The organism is Leptospira ainazelensis, assembly GCF_016918785.1.
Taxonomy (GTDB): domain Bacteria; phylum Spirochaetota; class Leptospiria; order Leptospirales; family Leptospiraceae; genus Leptospira; species Leptospira ainazelensis.
The window spans coordinates 1-21,654 of record NZ_JAFFPT010000062.1 but is presented as its reverse complement, the minus strand read 5'-3'; the positions used below and the strand labels follow the sequence as shown (position 1 = coordinate 21,654).

The following is a 21,654-nucleotide window of genomic DNA, read 5'->3' as shown; positions in this document are numbered from 1 at the left end:
TTAAGATTCCCGATACTGGTTTTAAAACCAGTCCATACTATGAAAAAAATTATTTCCTTACTTTTATCGGCGTTTCTTTTTGCAAATGTATCTCTCGTTGGTGAAACGATTCTTCTTAAATCCGGAGACAAGTTAGAGGGCACGATCGTAGCTCAGGACAAAGAATCGGTAACTTTCAAACTCGCCGAAGGAAATACGAAAGTTTTTCCGAAGTCAGCGATACGGAAAATTTCTTTCGGAAAGATCAAAGAACCTTCTCCCTTAAAAAAAGAACCTCAGGTTTCCGAGGAGGAAAAGAAAATCAAAGAGGAAAAAGAACTCTCTGAAAAACGGAAACAGGAAGAAGATAAACTCAAAAACAAAGAAGATAAACTTAAAAAAAGGGAAGAAGAACTTTCAAAGGCAAAACGACATTATTTGGAAGGTTCTTTTGGAGTCGGGGGTGGAGAAAGCCAAACAGAGCTCCGTCCCTTCTTTCAAACCGTTCAATACGCCGGACTTCTTTTTAGCAGCGGCGGTCAGGCGGAAATACAATCGACTCCCTTCAAAGGTAAGAATAGCAGCTCTACAACGCGGTTATTTTATGCGTGGAACCGTTTTACCTTCGAGGTCCGAGGAACGGAGGCAAAAGGGAATTTAAACGTCGGCGGATTCCAAACCCTTTCTTTTGGGGGAGGTTCTTCTTCGTCTTCAACCGCCGAAAAAACTACGAATGTCATTTTCGGAAACGGGACCACAAAGTTTCAAAAAGTTTCCACGCGCGTCGGCTTTACTCCATACCCTCATCCCCTTTTAGATCTTCAAGTGATCGGAGGAATCGAAAGGATTTGGACGAAAACTTCTCAAGAAGTCGATAGTATAGGAGCCATTACTCCCACCGGAATCAATCCGAACCGGGTGAGTTATCGTGAAACGAGCAATCCGTTCAAAGGATATAGTTTGGGAATCGGGTTTGAATGGAAATTTTTGGAAAGATTCACCATCCAAGGCCAGATTCTTCGTTTGGAGATGCAGGGCCCTTCCAGTTTCAGAAGTAATGAATTCAGATGGGAATCCGCTCCGTTCAAATACAACCAATTCGGTCTGGACTATCAGTGGAAATCCACAGGAACCGAAGTCAATCTCAAGTTTTCCGCAAAGGTAAAAGGAGATTTGAGTTTATTCGTGGAAGCGAGCAACCTGACTCTTAAAAACAAATTACAGTCCGGCTATATAACTGAAAACGACGGAGGAGGAAATTCGGATCCATCTCAAATCTTACTCAAAGTTTTCGCGCCTCAAATTTTAATACCGATCTTATTGGATTCAAAAACGGTTTTGACGTATGTTCAAGTCGGCGCGAATTATCGTTTTAATTTTTGAGATTTGACGGAATCTTTCCAGTTCCACCACTTTAACTTTTCCGAATTCGGTCTTTTTGTGTTTAGCGCGTAGTGGACACAACGAAAAACATAGAGCATACAACGATCGACGTGTGCTCCGTGATACTCGCAGATTTGAACATAGAGTTTTTCCGGATCCTGCGATTTGATTTCATCCAGACTTCTAAATCCGAGATTCCAAAAGTCCATCGCGATGGACTTGCCTACTCCGGGAAGAGTTTGAAATTCCTTTAGGATATCGGATTGCTCCATATAGTCCATAGGAGATTTAGAATATTCTTTTTTACTCATATATGAGAGCACGCCTTACAATCGGATCGTTTTAAAAGCGAAACTTTGTGGAAGTTCATGGACTTTGCCTCCAATTGAAGAATCGATCCGAAAACTCCGGGAGATTCTTCGTTTACCAATCCCAATAAGAATTTAACCGCTTCCGTCGCTTGAATACTTCCTATGATTCCCGCCATACTTCCGATCACACCCGCCTCGGAACAACTCGGGATCGCGTTCGAAGGAGGAAGAGTTTCGTAGACACAACGATAACAGGGATCGATCCCGGGACGGATTCCTAAAACCATACCGTCGAAACGAAGGATCCCTGCGATGATCAGAGGAATGTTCAACTTACAACAGAGATCGTTGATCAGGAACTTGGTTTCAAAATTATCGGAACCTTCTAAGACGAGGTCGTTGTCTTTTAAAAAATTCTCCGCATTCTCCTCGTTGATACGCAAAGGAAAAGATTCGATTTCGATAAAAGGATTCAATTCTTGAATTCTTTGTCTTGCGATTTCCGATTTGGAAAAACCGATCTCGGAATGTTTGAAAAGAATTTGTCTTTGAAGATTGGTTGTGTCGATGGAGTCGGAATCTAAAATTCGAATCTTTCCAACTCCTGCCGCGGCGAGATAATAGAGAACGGGAGAACCCAATCCCCCCGCGCCGATCACCGTGACGCGAGAAGTTTTGAGGGTTTCCTGGCCCTTCCGTTTGACTTCATCCAGAAGAATGTTCCGTGAATAACGGCTTATTTCCGGAGGAGTCAACAAGGGCTTAAGAGAAAATCAGAGTTTGAGTTTCTTTTTGATAAGATCCAGGATGTCGGAAACGTATTCGTCACCTCTGCGATTCTTATCCGCAAATTCGAAGGCCTCTTTTGTAGAATCTTCTAATTTTTCGTTTTTTGTAGTCAGGTTCAGAAGAGAAGCTAACGATGCGTAGACGATATCCCCGTTTTCGGAAGAAATAATTTTGTTTTTTAAGGCGATCGAAGTATCTCCCGGTTCGGCAATTTTACCGAGAGCGATCGCAGCGGCGGTCGCGATTTTCGGTTCGTTGTTTCGGTTGAGAAGATTGATGAGTTCCGGAATCGCGGATTTTTCTTTGCCTTTTCCAAGAGCCACTGCGGATTCGTATTTCTCGCTGTCGGAACCGGAAGAAAGAGTTTTGATATGTTCGTCGGTCGATTTTTCCGCGAGAAGGGCTCCGGAAGTGAAGGAAACAACGAAGGCAAGAATTAGAAGAGAACGAAATTTCATAAGGGACTCCTTTCCCTCGGAAGAATCGCCTCCGGAAACGGTGTCGTCAATCGAAAATTGACCTTCCTTTCGGTTCGAAAATTCAGAGAAGAATTTGGATTTTTCCAAAAATCGAGAGAATTCTTTTCAGAATCCTTCTTTCGCCGTAATTCTTTAAGGCTCTTTTGTAAAACCTCCCGACTTCCATTGAAAGGAAATTCTGAAGGATAAGAATCCCGAATTGTGAGGCTCATTTGTCGGAACTCCGACGACTTTACAGTGAAAACGCGGGCCCCGCCCAAATTTCGCATATCCTTACCCGCAAGTTAAAAAAGCGATTTCGAAGGAAGAAGGATCCCAGTATGACTTTTTGCAGGAGTTCCTACATTTGAAACTTTTTACAGGCAAAATATTGATTTAAGGATAGAGCAAAGTCGCTCGGAGTTCATGCCGGCCGGAAAACTCACGTATCTTTCGGAATTCCGACCAGAAAATTTTTCCAAAAACAAGATCGCGGATTTTAGAAAAATTCTTTTCCGCAACTTTCTTCCGAAATATTTGTCCCGTTCTCCGACTTTTCCGACTATACTATTCAAAACCAAAGTTTAAAAATTTCCGAATCAATAAGGACGATCTTTATGGATGCAATTTCTCCCACTGTTCACATTCCCTCCGAGCTTGCAGGACCGAATCAGGCACACAAACGGAATCTTTGGCTGACCGTCCTTGGACTTGTTCTTTTTGTTCTTGTCTATCTCTCTTTAAGCGGATGGTTCGCCTGGGCTTCCTATTCTTTCATCCGTCATGGTTTAATCGGAAGCGGAGCGGACCTTTTTTCTTGGATCGCGGGAATCGGCTCAGGCTTGATCTCCTTGTTTATGATCAAGGCCCTATTCTTTGTAAAAAAAGGGAGTATGGGAAACGAATATGAAATTACCGAAAAAGACCAACCGCAACTTTTTCAGTTTCTCTATCAATTAGCGGATGAGACCGGAGCCCCGAGACCACACCGAGTCTTTCTTTCTCCGCAGGTAAACGCCTGTGTCTTTTATGATCTTTCCATCCTAAATTTTTTCTTTCCTTCTAAGAAGAATTTAGAGATCGGACTCGCGCTCGTAAACGTTTTGAGCGTCAGCGAATTAAAAGCGGTCCTGGCTCACGAGTTCGGACATTTTGCGCAAAAGAGTATGGCCGTTGGGAATTGGGTTTATATCGCGCAACAGATCGCGGCTCATCTGATCGCGAGACGAGACTCACTCGATGATTTTTTGCGCTCCGTTTCCCGTTTTGATATTCGTGTCGCTTGGATCGGTTGGATCCTTCGCCTTGTGATCTGGTCTCTGCGTTCGGCTCTGGAATCTTTTTTTAATTTGGTGGTTCTCGCACAAAGGGCCCTTTCTCGAGAAATGGAATTCCAAGCCGATTTAGTGGCGGTCTCCGTTACGGGAAGCGACGCGTTGATTCACGCCTTGCATAAATTGCAAGCTGCGGATGAAGCCTGGGAAACGACACAAGGATTTATCATGGATCATATAAGGACCGGGAAAGGCGCCAAGGATATATTTCCGATCCATTCTAAGATCATCGATCATTCTCGAAAAATCTGGAATAATCCCCACTATGGAAAAGTTCCGGAGTTGCCTTCGGAGAATCCGGAGAACCACCGCGTCTTTACCTCCGAAATCGCACAACCTCCCCGTATGTGGGCGACTCATCCTTACAATCATGAAAGAGAGGAGAACGCAAAAAAAAGATACGTTCCCAGATCCTTGGACGATCGAAGCGGATGGCTGGTATTCGACGACGCGGAATCCTTACGTGAAAAATTTACGGAACGAATTCTTTCCGACCTTAAAACTGAATTCAGCCATGATCCGGAGATTCTAACATCCGTAGACGAATTCTACAAAAAGGAATATCTCAACAGCAATTATAGAGGAACCTACTTAGGAAGATCTTTTGTACGTTATGCGTCTTCTCCAAGCGAATTTTATAACTATAAAGTGGATTCTCCGAAAGAAGAAATAGACAACCTCTATCCTCCGAGTTTGTCCGAACAATTGGAAAAACTCCGTTCCTTAGAAAAGGAAAAAAATTTATTAGCCGGTTTGCAGGACGGGTTTTATACTCCGGTCGACGGAATCATTCGTTTTCGAGGAAACGAATTAAAAAAGAGGGAACTTCCTGGTGTGATCAAAAGTTTGGAAGAAGATTGTAAAGAAATCCAAAATCTCATCTTCGATCACGATAAAAAATGTCGTTCCGTTCATAGAAAAGCCGCCGAAGAAATCGGAATGGGCTGGCCCGAATATTTACAAGGATTATTGGAGATTCTCCATTACGCAGATCATTCCCGGGCCAACATCGAAGACAGCAGAGCGTTGTTGAACAACGTTTACACGGTGGTCACAGCCGATCGACACGTCAGTAACGCGGAGTTGGTTCGTCTCGTCGCCGCCGGAAATCAGGTTTATGAAGCCCTTTCCGAAGTCCACAAACATAAGGAAAATATAATATTAAGTTCGGAACTTCTAACGGATCTGGAATTGAAGGATTGGTCGTCCGCCTTTAGCAAGTTTGAATTTACGAGAGCCACCGAGGACAATATGCAGAAATGGCTCGAGGTCGTAGATTCATGGATCGACGAAGCCCTAAGCGCCCTTTTTGCACTCAAACACGCCAGCCTCGAAAGGTTATTGATCGCGGAATCGAAAGTGGCTGAAAAAATCCGAAACCGCCAATCCACGATAGAACGCGCCCCCGAACCTCCCAAAGTAGTTTCGGAATATTCGACTTTGACCCCTGGAAAGGAAAGGGAATTGCAGAAACGTCTGGATCTTTGGGATCGGTTCCAAACCGCAGACGGACTCGTTCCCGGAATTTTGCGCTTTGCCGTTGCGACGGGAATTTTGAGTGGAGCGTTATACCTCACGAGTTTTGCGGTTCTTCGTTAGAACCGCAAAACGATTCCGGAGAAATGGAGAATTCGGATTCTACCTTCGATACTTTTGCATTTTATAGGAGTTCCTACATTCGAGACTTTTTACTTGCAAAATATTAATTTTCTGATAGAGCAAAGTCGGCCGGAGTCTTCCGCCCCCCACCCCACCACCCGAAATTTGGGCGGGGCGCGCGAGTTTCACAGAAGATCGTCGTAGTTCCGACAAATTCTTTTAAAGATTCAGTCCGCACTTGTGGGCAAGGTCTTGCCGAATCTAAAAAGAATCGAGATTGCAGATCCCCTTTTGTAGAACGGAAGCCAAGAACCGAAAAACTCGCCGTTTTTTAAACCCTCTTGTGATTGTCATTTCTCAGAGTTTCGTAAGAATGGTTCGAAGTTCAGAAACTTCACAGAGATATGTCCGCACTTCCACTCAAACTTGATCCGATCAAATCCTTCTTTCAATACTGGAAGAAAGAATTCTTCCCTCTCAAAATTCTGGATAAGTATCTATTCGGAGAATTTTTTAAAATTTTTATAGGAACCGTGATTCTTCTGACCGGGATCATGTTACTCTCGCTCGTAAACGATAACATGAGAAACTTCACGACTACAAAAGCTCCTCGTTATCACGTCGCCCTTTTCCTCATTTATAATCTTCCCAAGATCATCTCCACAACCGTCGTATCGATGTCTTTGATGTTTTCGATCTGTTTCACAGTGGGACAGTTTTCGGTAAACAAAGAACTTGTCTCGATGATGGCGGCGGGAGTTTCCTTTTTTAGAATCGTAACTCCATTGATTCTTTTTGGAATTCTGATGTGGATCGTCATGCTTTTGGGAACCGAGCTCATCGTAAGGCCCGTCAACAAACTCGCAAAGATAGAACACGATACGCTTACGGAAGGAATGGGAACGTTGGCAAACAGCGTCTATCAGTTCCACGTAAAGGGAAAGGAAGGATTCTACTATTTATACTTTTACGATCCTGACAAGGACGAGATCAACGGTGGATTCAATTATATCCGACTTCGTCCGGACGGATCTCCCGAAACAGTGATCTCCTCCTTAAAGGCAAAATACAACTACGAGACCAAACTCTGGAAAATGAAAAGAGTCGAAGAATGGCATTTTGATAACGACCTCAATCTTTCTTCACAAGAATCCTTTGATGAAAAAGAGTACGAATTACCCGAAGACCCGACCTATTTCAAAGTTCCCGCAGGTTCCGTGGAAGAAATGAATTTGATTCAACTAGGAGAAGAGCAAAAAAGAAGAATTCAGAAAGGTCTTCCTTACGGAGATGTTCTTACCGAAAAACATTCGGTCTTTGCACTTCCTATGATGACGATTATCGTAACATTGATCGGAACGATCGCAGGTTATTTTACAAAAAAGACCGCAGGCGTCGCATCATTAGGAATTACGATCGGAGTCGTTTTGATCTATTACATCTTCAATTCTGCGGGAAAATCTTTGGGCGAAAACGGCGTCATTCCGGCATTCTTAGGCGTTTGGCTCACTCCGGGAATGTTTTTAGGCTTATGTTTTTGGATGTTTCGTCGAATGAATCTTTGAAATCTTAAGTCAATTTATTTTTTTTTTACAATTTTGGAAAAAAAATTCATTTATTTCCCGAGTACCGTCCGATATCTAGTATAGATTGTCTACAGAATTAAAATCTTTGATGCGACATAGAGCACTTAAGGAAAGAAGTCCCTTCTAAAGTTCACAACACAAGTTGGTGTTCTTTCCGGATTTATCATTCTGAAGGGAGGAAAGAACATGGAAGTTCCACTCACAAATCTGATCAGCTCTGCGGAAAAACTCATCCGCGACAAACGGTCTTCCGTTAGCGGAAGAACTGCGTCCGCGCAGGAAGGACAAGGAAGTCTGGACAAAACGGAATTTTCTTCGGGACTCACTTCTCGATATCTGAAAATCCAGGAAACCCTTTCCAGCTTGCAGGGAGAATTCTCCAAAGAACAGATGAAACTCGGAATCTTGAATGAGGGAAGCGCGCCAAACAGCGAACTTATCAACATTCTTTTCGGAGAAACACCTTTGTTCAGAGAATTGTCCGAAAATCCTGATATGGATCAGGCCGTTCTAAAAGAGCAGATTCAGGATAAAAAGAATAAACTAACGGATTCGATCCGCAACTTGGAAGTAGAATCGGAGAATATTTTTTCAGTGGGAATGTTGAAAGGTCAGGAGAATTTCTCCAAATCCTTGGAAGCAATCACCGGAAAAGGCGTTCAAATGAAACCGCTTTCCGAAAAAGCCATAGAACGATTGATTAAAGAATAAGAATCGGGGAATTTTCTAGAGTTAAATTCCCCCATTTTTTTACGGCTTTCATCTCGAAAATCCGAATCCACGCTTTCTCAAAGCGTGTTCCCCTCCTTCTAATTCTTTCCGGATTCTTTGCCGCAATTTAGAATTGCACCTCATCTCCTTTCCTTCAAGGCCAACTTGATGATTTCATTCCTAGTGGAAAGCCGCGTTCAAAAACTGAAAAATAGAACCGAATTGTTTATACAATGGAGTGCAAAACTATCACTCGCGATTCGACACAGACAGCACGAAAGCCGTCTCATCGATTCAAACTCAAATTAAAATTAAAATTTTAAAACGTTAGTCGTGCTCATTATTAAAAAAATTCATTAGACTCTCTCCAACTCGTAAACGTCCACCGGCTCCACCCTTCCTTTTACTTGAATAGAAGAAAGATGCCTTCCCCGATTCCGTTCTTTGATATCGTCGTAAACCGCTTGTGTAACTAAAAGTTTCGTACCGAATTGTTTATTCAACTGTTCAACCCTGGAAGCGAGATTGACCACGTCTCCAATAATCGTATATTCTTTCCTAGTTTCAGAACCTACGTTACCCGTCATCGCATTTCCGGCATGTAATCCGATTCCGATCTGTGTCTCCGGAATTTTACCTTCCTGATTGAGAAATTCGATTTTCTTAAGAATTTCCATAGAAGCATCGACTGCATTTTTTACGTCGTTCGATCCGTCCGAAAGCGGAGCGCCGAAAACCGCCATAAAACCGTCTCCAAGAAATTTATTGATCATGCCGTTACGCTGATTCACGATATCGATCAAATGGCTGAAGATGTAATTCAGATAGTCGATAACTTCTCCGGGTTCTCTTTTTTCGGAAAAACCCGTAAAATTTCGAATATCCAAAAACATAACGCAGACACTTTTGAACTCGGAAAAGTTTCCGCTTTTCTGTTCTAAAAGTTTATCTACGACATCGGGCGACACGTATTGACCGAACATGCCGACCACTTTGGTCTTTTCCTGATCCGCAGAAATAGCGGAAACCAAGGACCGTCTTAACTGAAGCCCGACCAAACCCGCGGCGACGCCGCCTAAGGTAAACAAAACCGCCTTGGAAATAAAAGGCGCAAAGGAATTAAAAAAGTGAATCGGCATAGGAATCGGATTCTTAGGAATATAATAATATGCTAAAGCAAAAAGTTCCGCACCCGCCAGAAATCCGGTGAATGCGCTCAACCAGAATTCAAGACGTAAAACCGAAAGAATTACGAATATAAAGAAAATCATCACTACCGGCGAATACAAAGGAATTAAAGGAGATGCGAAAATCTCAACGTTCAAACAGATCAAAAGACCGATCGCACTTATCTCTACGAAAACGTTTAAGTATCTAGCAAATGAAAAAACGTTTTTCCGATTTTTCAGAAAATAATTAAATACACGGTTTACGATCAGTTCGTAGATCGCAATTCCAACATTCACCCCGAGAACGGGATAAAAAGGAATTTGCCCGCCGATTTCCTTCATGATCGTTTCCCGAAAAACGGTGAATACCGTTGCGATCAATACGGAAGTGAAGGAAAAAAATATAAAAAGAATTTTGGTTCTGATAATTTCGCTTTTCAGAATTTCATGAGACAAAGAGTCCATTGTCGGCTTTTTGGATTTCTGATTCAGGTCTTGAATTGGATTCACAATTTTGGCTCCAAATAGTTTGTTATTCTTACTTTAAGCAAAAAGAATTCGATCAAAGTAGAAGGCATCTTTTGAACGCTGAATCATAAGGGAATCATAAATCTGAGCGAACCTGAAAAATAAAAACGGATCGATGAGAATCCTCAAAAAGTTTCAAATTCGAATCATCGAGTTCTAATTCCCTACTTGAAATTTGGAAAAAAATAATCCGTATCAATACGATACATACAAAAGAAAGAAACCTTCCTGAAATGAATTCCATAAAAAGCGAATGGGTGGAACAGTATCCAATCGTACAAATACATACAAAATATATAATCATTTCATATTATAAAAACAAAGACTTATGCTAATGCGAAATCAATTATATCCTTTCGAAACTTCGGTAAATATCCATTCTCATTATCGAAAGTGATAGGGTTTAATTATTTTATTATAAATTTATTATTCTTATTAAAACGAAATACATTTAAAGCGAAATCAAATCCCATAATTTTCTTTTCAACCCTCTATCGATTTTCAAAGTTGGCCGCAATTTCTAAAAATTTAAACAGAGGAAAAATGAAAAAAATTCTCACCACACTCACGTTAACTGCGTTGTATTTTACGTTCTCGTGTAAAAGCGAACCGAAAGACGACGAGACGACCAACCTATTGCTGTTGTTAACCTTAACGAATCAGACAATCACCTACGGCACCGATGTCATTGTTTTTGTAAAGAACACGACAAATTCGTTTAAACCGACAATCACCAATCCTTCCAATTCGGACATTGTAACGATTTCGCCGAGTTTAACAAATTCGATTTCCGTCGATGGCCGCCTCGGAACGCTTTCAGGATCGCCTACTCAGTCCCAGACAAGAAGAAGTTATTCTGCGAGTTTAAACTCGGGAAAGGCGACCGCTAAGTTCGATCTTATCGTTGAAAACAATGCAGAGTCCGGTCGCTGTAATACGAGCGGTGTTGCCGCAGGATGTGTTGGAGCGCAACCTTATTCTTGCGTCGACCAACCCAACACATGCTTTCGAGAATTGTCCGACTGCAAAAGAGACTCCTATTGTTATTGAGTCGGATTTGAATGAATCGGAAAACGTTTAGATAAAAGATTTGATTCGATGATAGAAAAAGAGTTCCCTTCGAACATTCTAAATCTTGCACTTTGATTTAAGATTTTTTCGAATACTGCAAAAGGTCCGTTCCGCTCGGAAATTTCTGAGAGCGTGTCCGGCTCGTTAAAAAGTATAGAAAAAGTGGTCGGTCCTGTTCGCAAACTTGTGGATCCGTAATAAAACAAGAAAAAATATAAATCCGCTTTTACCAAGGCTAAGGCTATTCTTTCTTCCTCACCAACGAAACCCCGTCGGCGATCGGAATCAAACTAAGATCCACACTGGGATCGCCGTGCACGAGCTTGTTGAATATTCGAATTCCGATCGTGGAAGGTTCTTGATGGGAATCGTCGGCGACACTTCCGTCCCAAAGAACGTTATCTGCGATCAAAAGCCCTCCGGGTTTGAGTATTTTAAGAATGAGAGGATAGTAATTGGGATAATTTTCTTTGTCAGCGTCGAGAAACACGAGATCGACAGAGGACGGACCAAAACCGAAGTCAGCCGCCCAACTCGGCGAAGTTTTAGAATCTAAAATTACTTGCAAGGTTTCTAATGCAGACCCGATCTTCAAATGGATCTTGTGTTCGAGTCCGGTTTCTTTCCAATATTTCTTTGCGACCTTTGTCCATTCTTCGCTTATATCGCAACAGAGAATTTTTCCGTCTTCCGGCAATGCGGAAGCAAAACAAAGCGAAGAATAACCGGTAAACGTTCCGATCTCTATGATTCTCTTGGCTCCGGTGATTTTGGTAAGGATGCTGAGAAACTGCCCTTCTTCCGGGCTTATCTGCATGTTCGCCTGAGTCAACTTTGCGGTTTCTTCTCTGAGTTTTTGAAATGAGAAAGGTTCGCGAACTGAAAACCGGAAGATATACTCTTCCAGTTTTTCAGTCAGTTGAATGTTCTTTCGACTCAAGGAGTACCCTCGTAGATTTTTTTCAAATCGGCAACGATGTTTTTCTGCATCGCCTCGTTTGTTCCTCCTCCGATCGAAAGAAGAATCGAATCTCTATGAAGCCTTTCCACAGGATATTCCCTGCAATATCCGTATCCCCCAAGAGCCTGGATCGCGTTCCGAGACACTCGTTCCGCCATCTGAGTCGCGACCAATTTTGCGGAAGCGGCGCCCAATGAATTTCGATTTTCAGGATGAATCTGAGAAGCTACGTTGTAAACGAGAGCGCGGGCCGCTTGAAAATCCGCATAGGATTCCGCTAAGAGTCTTTGGATCTGTCCGAACTCGGCGAGTTTTTTTCCAAATGCCTCTCTGTGACGAATCGTATAATCGGCCATGATGTCCACACAACGTTTTGCGATTCCCAAAGACTGCGCGGCGAGAGTGATTCTTTCGATCTCGAGATTTCTCATCATGTGAACGAGAGCTCCGTCTTCCTGACCGACCAAATTCTCCGCAGGAACTTCACAATCTTCGAATATAAGTTGAGTCGTCGGGGAGGAACGCATTCCCATCTTCTCTTCTTTTTTTCCTACGCTGAATCCGGGGAAAGAACTCTCTACGATAAACGAAGTCATTCTTTTGGAATTCTTATCCAACTTCGCGTAGATCAAAAATACGCTTCCCGTACTTCCGTTGGTGATGTATTGTTTGGATCCGTTTAATATATATTTGTCGCCTTTTTTGGTCGCGATCGTTCTCATTCCAAGAACGTCAGTTCCGGCTCCGGGTTCGGTCATCCCCATTCCTCCGATCCATTCTCCGGAGATTACTTTGGAAAGATACTTCGCTCTTTGCGCCGGACTCGAACTGTGATAGAAATTGTTTACGAACAATACTTCGTGAGCGAGATACGAAAGCATAAATCCGGGATCATAAGCTGACAGTTCTTCGTGTATAATTACGGCCGCTACGGCATCCATTCCCATTCCTCCGTCCTCTTCCGGAACGGTAACTCCGAATAGGCCGAGTTCGGAACCGATTCTTCGAAAGAGCGGGAGATTGAAGGTCTCGTGTTCGTCGTTCTCCTTCGCCTGAAGGTCCATATTCTCCTTCGCAAATTTGGCTACGTTTTCCCGAAGCGCTAAGTGGTTCTCGGTCGGGTTGAATAAATCATTCGGTTTTTCTAGTAATGCTCTCATGTGTTCCTCTTCTCTAATATCCTTCTTCCCTGCGACTAAATAGCTCGACAGAGAATCTTTCTTTTCCAAAAACTATCTTATGATCTACGCTCTCATTTTGACAATCCTTTGTGGACTTTTTTTCTTCCTATCTTACAAGGAAGAAGGAACTCCGAAAAGCCTTTCTTCGCTGAGGATCGGGTTTCAGAAGGCCCTCAATTCTCCGTTTCAAAAGAATTCTCTCCTCCTACTTCTGTCTCTTTGCGCTTGGATGTTACTCCCGCTTTTTTGGGGACTTGCTTTTTTCTTAAAGACGGATGCGAATGTTTTGATCGTAATCGGATTTATGGTCTGGACGTATTACTGGTTGAAATATCTCTTCTCAACCGATGAGATCGCTTAGACTTGCTTAAAAAAGTGGTTTGCACTACATAGACACAAGATTTTTGTGTTAACAGCACTAATTTTTTTTGGAGTACCCATTTAATGAAAATCATCGTATTAGTGAAACAGGTACCTGACACCGAAACCAGTATTAAAGTAGGGGATAAATCCATCAACGAAGCCGGAATCAAGTGGATTATTTCTCCCTATGATGAATTTGCTATCGAGGAAGGAATCAGACTGCGTGAAAAACACGGTGGCGAAGTAATCGCTGTTTCCCTTGGACCAGACAGAGTTGTAGAAGCTCTTAGAACCGCTTACGCTATGGGCGCCGATCGCGCGGTTCATGTTAAAGTCGACAACTACGTTCCTTTTGATACGAACAACACTGCCGAGCTGATCGCTAATTTTGCGAAGGCTGAAAACGCGGACGTAATCATCGGAGGAAGACAGTCCATCGATACTGATTCTTCTCAAGTTGTAGTTCAAGTTGCGGAACTTCTCGGAATTCCTCACGTAGCTTTCGCAGTAAGCCTTGAAATCAACGGAACTGCGGTAAAAGCAACCAAAGAAGTGGAAGGTGGAACTCAAACCATCGAAACTTCCACTCCTGTGGCTCTTACGGCGCAAAAAGGACTCAACGAACCTCGTTATCCTTCTCTCAAAGGAATCATGACCGCTAAGAAAAAGCCCGTGGAAACAAAATCCGCAGCCGATCTTGGTAGCCCTGCAAGCAAAATCGAAGTTGTAGGATTGGAGCCTCCTCCACCGCGTATTCCCGGAAGAAAACTGGAAGCGGCAGACGCAAACGCATTTGCATCTCAACTCGTAAAAGCTCTCAGAGAAGAAGCTAAGGTTATTTAAGGAGAACACCCGTGAGCAACGTATTAATTGTTGGCGAATTGAAAGACGGAGAACTTAAAAAAATCTCCAGAGAAATCACTTCTGCAGGAAGAAAGATCGCTGATTCCATCGGCGGTAAAGTTGTAGCTCTTCTGATTGGAAGCGGAGTTGAAAAACACGCTCCCGAATTAGCGGCTGTCGGAGCTGACACCATCATCACCGTAAACTCAGGCGAATACAACGCAGAAACGTATTCCAATCTGGTTGCGGAAGTAATCAAAGCGCAAAACCCTGCGGTAGTTCTTCTTCCTCACACTTCACAAGGAAAAGATTATTCTCCTCGTGTTGCCGTAAAGGCAGGCGCTGGAATCGTAGCGGACGTCGTTGGATTCTCCGTTGACGGCGGAAAGGTTGTCGCAAAAAAACCGATCTACTCCGGAAAAGCTTACGCAAATTTTAAAGTAACAAGCCCGATTCAAATTTTTACCGTTCGTCCGAACTCTCAGGAGATCACTCAAAAAGCGGGAGCGGGAGCTGTAGAAGCGGCTTCTCCAGCGGCCGGTGATGCGAAAGTAAAAATCGTTTCTACCGATCTAAGCGGCGGTTCGAAGGTTCAGTTGACCGAGGCTTCGATCATCGTTTCCGGTGGTCGTGGAATCAAAGGACCGGAAAACTGGCCGATTCTCCAAGAACTCGCAGACACTCTCGGCGCGGCTCTCGGAGCTTCTCGCGCTGCCGTGGACGCAGGTTGGATTTCTCATTCTCACCAAGTTGGACAAACCGGAAAAACCGTTTCTCCAAACTGCTATATCGCATGCGGAATTTCAGGCGCGATTCAGCACTTAGCCGGAATGGGATCTTCTAAGTATATCGTAGCGATCAACAAAGACGGAGACGCTCCGATCTTCAAGGTTGCGACTTACGGAATCGTTGGAGATCTTTTTGAAGTTGTTCCTGCGGTTACTGCAGAGTTCAAAAAAGTACTTGGATAATCAACCTGCGAAACGACCCGTAGGGAGTTGAGCATGAGTTTTTATTCAAAAAAAAGTACTTGGATAATCAACCTTCGCGCATAGTTTGAAACTATGGCATTTTTGAAAATCAGGAGACTACTCCCAGGTGCCGCAGGACTGATCCTAGTCTGCGGCATTTCTGTTTCAGGGGATCCTGGACGCGACAGACTCAACGCACTCTTAGGAAGAATGGGAGAAATTTCCAGTCTTCGAGCCAGCGTAACCATCAATAACGAAATTTCCGGAACCCTTTCCTTTAAGAAACCGAACTATTTACACGTCAAATTCTCAGACGGCAGAGTTGTATCTTCCAATGGAAGATTTCTTTGGTTCTATTCTCCAGCAAGAGCGATCGTCGGCAAACAGGATCTCCGCGGAAGTACGGGCGGCGTTTTTGGATTGTTAGGCGGTTACGAAGAAGTTTCCCAAGTTGGCGGATCGATCCGACTCAAATCGCCGACAAAAACATACGAAGAAATTGTTGTAACAATGAATCCCGATAACACTCCTAAATCGTTAAGAATGAAACACAGAGGAACAGGCGAATACACTTCGATCAGTTTTTCCGGTGTGCAGACTAACGTAGGATTGTCGGCTTCCCTTTTTAACTTCAGCGCACCCTCCAGCGCGCAGATCGTTGAAAACCCGTTAAACGAAAAGGAATAGTCTTTTGTCTCTAAACTCAAGGACCGACGCCCACAAGATATTTGCGGATCTCTATCGTAAACAGAGAAGCCCGGAACATCAGGAGCAGATCGACGAAGTCATCCAAAAGTCGAACGATATCTTTATTCGAATCGATTTGATGAAGAAGGTCGACGAAGACTTTGAGAAAAAAAAACAGGAAGACAATAAGAAGACGGACGAAGAAGATAAGTCCAAAAGAAGTTCGGAAAAAACTTCCTCTTCCGTAAAAACAGCTTCGAAACAAAACCAACAAAGAAAAAACGACACCGCCGCTTCTGCTGCGGGAATCGGATTTCTCGCAAACCTCTTCGGAGGAAACGCGGCGATCAATAAATTCGCAAAGGATACCGGGACGATCGACGTAGGTTTTCTCGGCAGAAAGCTGCAGATCGCTCCCGGAGTTCAGAACCTTTTCAAATTCTTAAAAGAAGATCAGATCATCGCAACCATCCAAGCGCTTCGTTTTTGCGAACAACAAGGTTGGCGATATTGGAAACCCCTCGTTTACAACGTGGTATTGAACTTCAACAAACTTCTGAACAGCATCATCTCCTTGGACAGTTTATTCATAGATCAGATCTCACCCGAAATTTTTCTTAACCGTGCGACTAAATTAGAACTTTATTATGCAAGACATTTGAGCCGAGAAGATTCGAAAGATATCATCATGACCCAGGTTCCGGAACTCATTCGAAAAGACGAAAAACTCGTCCCGAGAATGCCTCAGATCATGGCCGGCCTCACCTACGGTCTTAATCTCGAAAACGGAAGACCAAGAATGACCGACGCCATCCGTGCGTTTCATATCGTCGCGACAAAAAGAATGATCTCCTGGGAGGAAATCGTTCAACAGCTCAACGTTCCTCCGATCAATGAAACCAAGTTTCAAGGATCTTCCGATATCATCAAAGAAGTGGAAACCACTCTGATTCGATTGGCGGACGATATCCAAACTCGACTCAATCGAAAAGAGGAACTTCAGAATCTTAGAGAAAGATATTTTAAAATCGACGATAAGGGAAGAATGAACTTCGACTTTCTAAATCAGATCGTCGACGATTATTTCGAAAATCACGTTCCGGAAAATATGCAATCAGCTTCGATCAAATCGGCTTTCAAGGGAACTCCTCACAAACTGATGTATCTTCTGCTTCGCGACTTTCAGGCTTCTTACGCTCCGATCCTCGAAGGAACAGTAAAGATCGGAAGTAAGAATCAAAGCCGGGACGTGATCATCATGCTCCCCGGACTTTTTAAAGGCGACATCGAACAGATCAACAACCTACTCCGCCTTTTGGATGCGTTTAACAAAAAGTATCCGAGTTTTCAGTACAGCTTTGCGACTTACAACGAACATACGACTTCCAGCACCGGAGTTGAAGATCAAATCACACAGAATCTTTTGAAGTTGCTCGGAGACGCCGCGGGTTTTATGGGAAAGTTTGCGGAAAAGCTCAACATTCTTGTGGAAAACCATCTTTTAGCGAGACAATACGAAACGGCAGGAAAGTTGAATGACAGGGTTTTAGTCTCCAAGGAAAAAGTGATCGAAGAGATTAAAATTCTACATAGATTTATTCCGTACTACGATTCTACGGTTGTTTCAGGAAATCGTCTCAACGGAAAAACTTTGGACTTCACCTTTTTGGAAATGGCAAAACTTCTCTACAATTACGCCGTAATCTACAAAGACAAACCCACGATTACAAAACTGACCTTACACAAAAAAATCGATACGGAACTCACAGCTCTGATGAAAGAATACGAAAGACTCGCCGGTAAAGAATACGAGACGACAAGAATGGAGGAAGCATGAGGATTCTCACAGGAGTCCAACCCTCCGGAAAACTTCACTTAGGAAATTTTTTCTCCGTCATTCGTAAACTCAAAGAATACCAAAACACAACTGATCTCTATTGTTTCGTTGCGGATTTACATTCCTTAACCACATTCTCATCCAAAGAAAAACAAAGAGAAAACACCTATAACGCCGTTTGTGATTTTCTCGCACTCGGAATCGATCCGGAAAGATGCGCCTTCTGGCTGCAATCTTCGGTTACGGAAGTAACCGAGCTGACTTGGTATCTGAGTCATTTTATTTCGGTAAATCAATTGGAGTTGGCGCATTCTTATAAGGATAAGGTTGCAAAAGGTTTTCATCCGAGAGGCGGACTTTTCTTTTATCCGGTCCTGATGGCAGCCGACATCCTAGGGTTTGACAGCGATCGAGTTCCCGTCGGAAAGGATCAGAAACAACATTTAGAATATGCGAGGGATATCGGATCCACCTTCAATCGGGAAGTTGGAAACGTTTTTAAGATTCCGGAACCTGAAATAGACGAGGTCACCGCGCTCGTCCCCGGGACCGACGGGCAGAAAATGTCCAAGTCTTATGGAAATACGATCAACTTTTTCGATTCCGAAAAAGAACTTAAGAAATCCATAATGTCTATTATGACAGATTCCGCGGGTGTGGACGAAGCCAAGGATCCGGATAAAAGTTATATTTATACGATCCATTCTTTATTCTTGGATGCAAAGGGAAGGGAAACACTCAGGGAGAAATTTCTCACGCCCGGAACCGGATACGGAGATCTAAAAAAACAACTTCTGCAAGACACGTTAGACTACTTTGCGCCCTATCGAAAAGAAAGGGAAAAAATCGGAGCAGACCCCGGCTTTGTCGAAAGCTCCCTCAAAAAAGGAAAAGAAAAAGCGCAAAAGACGATCACCGTGGTTTTGGATCGAGTTCGAAAAGAATTGGGAATGTATCGTTTTTAAAAAGCGGCGATTCTTATCTTTGATTTGCGAAACGAACCCGAATTTCGTTCTTCCATTCGCCTGAAAGGAGCGACGGCTTCCAATCAGGGAAAAGAATTTTCTTACACATATTCAAGAAGAGTTTTGAAATGCGAACGATCACCAAGGGAACCTTTTATAGGTGCTTCCACAACGAGAGAGAGTGACTTTTTCTTTGGAAACATAAGTTTTCTCTAATAGAGAAAAGTATCTCGAGTTTTTCCGCGACTCGGTCTCCAGTATCCGAAATCTGCCAACATTACCCAAAAGTTGAGAAATTACATAAGATCAAGATAATTCCGATGGACCTTTTTGTAGGAGTTCCTACAAAAAGAGAGGAAACTTTTTTACTTGAAAATATAAGATTTTTCTGATAGAGCAAAGTCGTCCCAACTTTTTCCCACGGACCCGCCTCCTCCGCCCAATTTCAGGGTGGGGCGCGCGACTTTCACTGTAAAAGTCGGAACTACGACAGATTCTTCTTAAGAATTCAAGTTTTTTGCGGGCGGACGACTCAGGTCCGATGTGAGAAATTTCCATTCCTAAAAAAAAATATTTTCATTAAAACCGATCCGCGTAAACGTTCTTGGGAACCGTTTCCGGTATGGGAAAACACATACACAACTGGATACCTTGCTCTTCGTTTTCAAAGTTTTCATTCGGAACCCTTTTCGGAATCTGCATCCGCCTGATTTTTCCGGAAACGTCTCTGCTCTGGATCGGAATAACCCTGGCGCTCATCTCGTGCAGTCTTTTCTTAAAAAAACGATTTCGAATTTCAGAATATATAATTTTTGGAATATTCTTTCTCATCGCGGTTACGGCGTTATACCCGGATCGTTTTCAAATAGACGCGGGGAAACAGACGTTCTCCTTCCAAAGAAAGAATCTATTTGGAAAAACGGAAACGCTCTTTCAAGACCGATTCCGGGAAAGAATTTTACGAAACCTCGAAGAAGCTGATCTTGAAAAAAATACGAATCGAATCGCCTTAGGACTTATTTTTGGAGAGGCGAAACAACTCTCTAAGGACTTTAAACAAAAAGCCAAAGAAGGAGGAATCTTACATCTTTTCGCGGCTTCGGGACTTCATTTGGGAATCCTCATGGGAGTCCAATTTCGTTTTCTCAATCTTTTTCCGATTCTCGGTTACTCGGCCCCGAGGATTTTACCCCTTCTTACGGGCTTTCTCTATTTATCGGCCTTGGGTTATCCCGTATCTTTGACGAGGGCATGGATCTTTGCCGGAATCCTTTTGGTTCAAGGGTTGTTTTTTAGAAAACTTCGGCCGGTGGATCTTCTTCTTTGTTCGGCTTGGATTCTTTGGATTTGGGATCCTCTTCGTTTTTATTCAGTTTCATTTTGTCTTTCATTCGGCGCCGTCGCGGGAATCTTTTTCTTTTCCTATCCTATGCAGGTTTTACTCCGTTTTCTTTCGAGTGAGAATCCGGTTCTTTCCTTGTTTAAGGAAAATCTCATCGTTTCCTTTTCAGCCGGTTTAGGGACGATGCCCGTTTTGCTCATCGCGTTCGGAGCCTTCAGTTTTGGATCGATCCTCCTCAACCTCGTCGTCGTTCCGTTAGCCGGAATTCTTCTTCCGATTCTTTATCTTTCCCTTCTGCTTCACGAAACAAAAATTCAATTTGTTTTAGAATCCTCTTGGTCCGTAACGGAGTTTTTAATTCAGATTCTTTTTTATCTCTCCAATAGACTTTCCAAACCGCTCGGATTTTATAAGGAAATGGGGGAAGCACTTTGGCTCGGAATCATCGGCTGGTTGATTCTTTCCGTTTCCGTCTTTTTTTTCGCGGTCTGGATCGAAAAAAAATTCTTTCTAAGGGAAGAATCCAAGGACGTTTTAAAAAACATTCAAAATAAAGAATATACTATCAAATCGAAAAAACTAACGTCTTCTAAAAAATTCCATTCCGCTTATTGTATCCTTTTTTTTCTGGGAATGATCGGATTTCACTTTTTTCTTTATAAGGCTCCGGATTATTTTCCGGAGCAAAATCGGATTGTAAACGATCGATTTTTCTTTCTTCTTAGAAACGGAGATTCGCTCTTTTTTTCAGGAAAATGCAAGTATTCAAACAAAAAGATCGCGAATGCGTTTCGAACTTCGAAACGTCTTTACTGCGGTCCTTTCCAAGGAAAAAACCTCAACAAAATCTATGTGGAAGAAGAATCCTGTCTGAGCTGGGCCTTTCTCTGTTCCCAAGAATCTCCGGCCGGCGAACTACTCTACTCCGGTCGCGACATCGATCTTTGGAATCATACAAGCCGTGTCCCTCTCAAAAAGTCGGATGCAATTCGTGAGATCGCACTTTTCGGCGATTCTAAGATTCTTTTTTTTCATACAAAAAAAGATTCTTTGTCCAGGCTCGCACAAAAGACAAGATCAGGCAAAGGTTGGATTCTTCTCGAAACTCCTTTCGGGAGCAAGGACCGCGCGGAAGTCTGGAATCGAAATCGAAAACTGCTTGGGCTTTCGGAGAGTTGGTTGTTTCTGGAGAAAGATGAACTCCAGAGAATACCCCTTTCGAAAAGTTTCTGAAATTCGGAAATTTCTGGAATCTAAATCTTCGGCTCCACTCAAAAAATGGGGCCAAAATTTTCTCATCGATCCGAACGCGATTCAAATCATTCTCTCCGGTTTAAACGAAGACCTTCTTCCGTCTATCGATCGGATTTTGGAAATCGGTCCGGGTTTGGGGGCGATCTCTCACGGGCTTTTGGACTTTCATAAACCTGTGACTCTTTTTGAAATCGATCCGGTTTATGCGGCCTGGCTTCGGGAATATCTTCCCGAGTTCGAACTCAGAGAAGGAGACGCGCTCAAGGTAAGTTCGGATGAGATATAATAGGGAAGGTTTCCGAAAAGATAAACCTTTTGATTTGAATACTCCG

The 21,654-nt window shown here is 43.0% G+C and carries 18 protein-coding genes and 1 pseudogene; 13 read left to right on the top strand and 6 right to left on the bottom strand.

Going from position 1 to position 21,654, the window contains the following annotated elements; all coding sequences use genetic code 11:
• Positions 1–39 precede the first annotated feature (39 nt).
• Positions 40–1,362 (top strand): LA_0442/LA_0875 N-terminal domain-containing protein, encoded by a 1,323-nt coding sequence (locus JWG44_RS14540; protein WP_205275735.1) that lies wholly within the window; start codon positions 40–42, stop codon positions 1,360–1,362.
• Here JWG44_RS14540 and JWG44_RS14535 read toward each other — a convergent pair.
• Genes JWG44_RS14535 through JWG44_RS14525 form a run of 3 tightly spaced genes read right to left on the bottom strand, consistent with a single transcriptional unit; the run spans position 1,344 to position 2,920 of the window.
• Complete coding sequence (locus JWG44_RS14535; RefSeq protein WP_205275734.1) at positions 1,344–1,673, bottom strand: helix-hairpin-helix domain-containing protein; 330 nt, start codon at positions 1,671–1,673, stop codon at positions 1,344–1,346. The genes JWG44_RS14540 and JWG44_RS14535 overlap by 19 nt on opposite strands.
• Complete coding sequence (locus JWG44_RS14530) at positions 1,670–2,431, bottom strand: HesA/MoeB/ThiF family protein (protein WP_205275733.1); 762 nt, start codon at positions 2,429–2,431, stop codon at positions 1,670–1,672. The genes JWG44_RS14535 and JWG44_RS14530 overlap by 4 nt, the downstream gene beginning before the upstream one ends.
• Positions 2,432–2,446: 15 nt before the next feature.
• Positions 2,447–2,920, bottom strand: coding sequence for a HEAT repeat domain-containing protein (locus JWG44_RS14525; protein ID WP_205275732.1), 474 nt, complete (start codon positions 2,918–2,920; stop codon positions 2,447–2,449).
• Between the two features lie 617 nt (positions 2,921–3,537).
• Here JWG44_RS14525 and JWG44_RS14520 point away from each other — a divergent pair.
• The 3 genes from JWG44_RS14520 to JWG44_RS14510 all read left to right on the top strand — a co-directional run bounded on the left by JWG44_RS14520 (position 3,538) and on the right by JWG44_RS14510 (position 8,150).
• The gene (locus JWG44_RS14520) at positions 3,538–5,853 is read left to right on the top strand and encodes a M48 family metallopeptidase (protein ID WP_205275731.1); all 2,316 of its coding nucleotides are present in this window, start codon (positions 3,538–3,540) and stop codon (positions 5,851–5,853) included.
• A gap of 404 nt (positions 5,854–6,257) precedes the next feature.
• Complete coding sequence (locus JWG44_RS14515) at positions 6,258–7,418, top strand: LptF/LptG family permease (protein ID WP_205275730.1); 1,161 nt, start codon at positions 6,258–6,260, stop codon at positions 7,416–7,418.
• Between the two features lie 207 nt (positions 7,419–7,625).
• Positions 7,626–8,150 carry an LIC10415 family protein gene (locus JWG44_RS14510; protein ID WP_205275729.1) on the top strand — a complete coding sequence of 175 codons (525 nt, stop codon included), beginning with the start codon at positions 7,626–7,628 and terminating at the stop codon, positions 8,148–8,150.
• A 356-nt stretch (positions 8,151–8,506) separates the two neighbouring features.
• On the opposite strand, the gene JWG44_RS14505 is transcribed toward JWG44_RS14510, so the two are convergent.
• Complete coding sequence (locus tag JWG44_RS14505; RefSeq protein ID WP_205275810.1) at positions 8,507–9,832, bottom strand: adenylate/guanylate cyclase domain-containing protein; 1,326 nt, start codon at positions 9,830–9,832, stop codon at positions 8,507–8,509.
• A 558-nt stretch (positions 9,833–10,390) separates the two neighbouring features.
• Between JWG44_RS14505 and JWG44_RS14500 the strand changes: the two genes are divergently transcribed.
• A complete protein-coding gene (locus JWG44_RS14500; protein WP_232371655.1) occupies positions 10,391–10,897 on the top strand; it encodes an Ig domain protein in 507 nt (168 codons plus the stop codon).
• Positions 10,898–11,159: 262 nt separating this feature from the next.
• Here JWG44_RS14500 and JWG44_RS14495 read toward each other — a convergent pair whose 3' ends face one another.
• Positions 11,160–11,858, bottom strand: coding sequence for an O-methyltransferase (locus JWG44_RS14495; protein ID WP_205275728.1), 699 nt, complete (start codon positions 11,856–11,858; stop codon positions 11,160–11,162).
• Positions 11,855–13,039: an acyl-CoA dehydrogenase family protein gene (locus JWG44_RS14490; protein ID WP_205275727.1), complete on the bottom strand. Its 1,185-nt coding sequence runs from the start codon at positions 13,037–13,039 to the stop codon at positions 11,855–11,857. Before JWG44_RS14490 ends, JWG44_RS14495 begins: the two co-directional genes overlap by 4 nt.
• A 79-nt stretch (positions 13,040–13,118) precedes the next feature.
• Here JWG44_RS14490 and JWG44_RS14485 point away from each other — a divergent pair, with 79 nt between their 5' ends.
• The 8 genes and pseudogenes from JWG44_RS14485 to JWG44_RS14450 all read left to right on the top strand — a co-directional run.
• Positions 13,119–13,421, top strand: coding sequence for an LIC10362 family protein (locus tag JWG44_RS14485; protein WP_205275726.1), 303 nt, complete (start codon positions 13,119–13,121; stop codon positions 13,419–13,421).
• A gap of 83 nt (positions 13,422–13,504) precedes the next feature.
• Positions 13,505–14,266, top strand: coding sequence for an electron transfer flavoprotein subunit beta/FixA family protein (locus JWG44_RS14480; protein ID WP_205275725.1), 762 nt, complete (start codon positions 13,505–13,507; stop codon positions 14,264–14,266).
• Between the two features lie 11 nt (positions 14,267–14,277).
• A complete protein-coding gene (locus tag JWG44_RS14475; RefSeq protein ID WP_205275724.1) occupies positions 14,278–15,237 on the top strand; it encodes an electron transfer flavoprotein subunit alpha/FixB family protein in 960 nt (319 codons plus the stop codon).
• Between the two features lie 93 nt (positions 15,238–15,330).
• The gene (locus JWG44_RS14470) at positions 15,331–15,924 is read left to right on the top strand and encodes a LolA family protein (protein WP_205275723.1); all 594 of its coding nucleotides are present in this window, start codon (positions 15,331–15,333) and stop codon (positions 15,922–15,924) included.
• Between the two features lie 4 nt (positions 15,925–15,928).
• Positions 15,929–17,761, top strand: coding sequence for a hypothetical protein (locus JWG44_RS14465; protein ID WP_205275722.1), 1,833 nt, complete (start codon positions 15,929–15,931; stop codon positions 17,759–17,761).
• Complete coding sequence (trpS, locus tag JWG44_RS14460) at positions 17,758–18,726, top strand: tryptophan--tRNA ligase (protein ID WP_205275721.1); 969 nt, start codon at positions 17,758–17,760, stop codon at positions 18,724–18,726. The genes JWG44_RS14465 and trpS overlap by 4 nt, the downstream gene beginning before the upstream one ends.
• A 622-nt stretch (positions 18,727–19,348) precedes the next feature.
• Entirely contained in the window at positions 19,349–21,301 is a 1,953-nt protein-coding gene (locus JWG44_RS14455) for a ComEC/Rec2 family competence protein (RefSeq protein WP_205275720.1), read from the top strand.
• Positions 21,264–21,599 (top strand): annotated as a pseudogene (locus tag JWG44_RS14450) (rRNA adenine N-6-methyltransferase family protein); the annotation flags it as partial. The gene JWG44_RS14455 and the pseudogene JWG44_RS14450, both read left to right, overlap by 38 nt.
• Positions 21,600–21,654 lie beyond the last annotated feature (55 nt).

Bases quoted from the DNA above. Each gene is read 5' to 3' on its own strand.
- JWG44_RS14515 (WP_205275730.1), top strand. From the start codon at position 6,258: ATGTCCGCACTTCCACTCAAACTTGATCCGATCAAATCCTTCTTTCAA.
- JWG44_RS14480 (WP_205275725.1), top strand. From the start codon at position 13,505: ATGAAAATCATCGTATTAGTGAAACAGGTACCTGACACCGAAACCAGT.
- JWG44_RS14500 (WP_232371655.1), top strand. From the start codon at position 10,391: ATGAAAAAAATTCTCACCACACTCACGTTAACTGCGTTGTATTTTACG.
- JWG44_RS14485 (WP_205275726.1), top strand. From the start codon at position 13,119: ATGATCTACGCTCTCATTTTGACAATCCTTTGTGGACTTTTTTTCTTC.
- JWG44_RS14535 (WP_205275734.1), bottom strand. From the start codon at position 1,673: ATGAGTAAAAAAGAATATTCTAAATCTCCTATGGACTATATGGAGCAA.
- JWG44_RS14525 (WP_205275732.1), bottom strand. From the start codon at position 2,920: ATGAAATTTCGTTCTCTTCTAATTCTTGCCTTCGTTGTTTCCTTCACT.
- JWG44_RS14520 (WP_205275731.1), top strand. From the start codon at position 3,538: ATGGATGCAATTTCTCCCACTGTTCACATTCCCTCCGAGCTTGCAGGA.
- JWG44_RS14490 (WP_205275727.1), bottom strand. From the start codon at position 13,039: ATGAGAGCATTACTAGAAAAACCGAATGATTTATTCAACCCGACCGAG.
- JWG44_RS14540 (WP_205275735.1), top strand. From the start codon at position 40: ATGAAAAAAATTATTTCCTTACTTTTATCGGCGTTTCTTTTTGCAAAT.
- JWG44_RS14455 (WP_205275720.1), top strand. From the start codon at position 19,349: ATGGGAAAACACATACACAACTGGATACCTTGCTCTTCGTTTTCAAAG.
- JWG44_RS14510 (WP_205275729.1), top strand. From the start codon at position 7,626: ATGGAAGTTCCACTCACAAATCTGATCAGCTCTGCGGAAAAACTCATC.
- JWG44_RS14470 (WP_205275723.1), top strand. From the start codon at position 15,331: ATGGCATTTTTGAAAATCAGGAGACTACTCCCAGGTGCCGCAGGACTG.
- trpS (WP_205275721.1), top strand. From the start codon at position 17,758: ATGAGGATTCTCACAGGAGTCCAACCCTCCGGAAAACTTCACTTAGGA.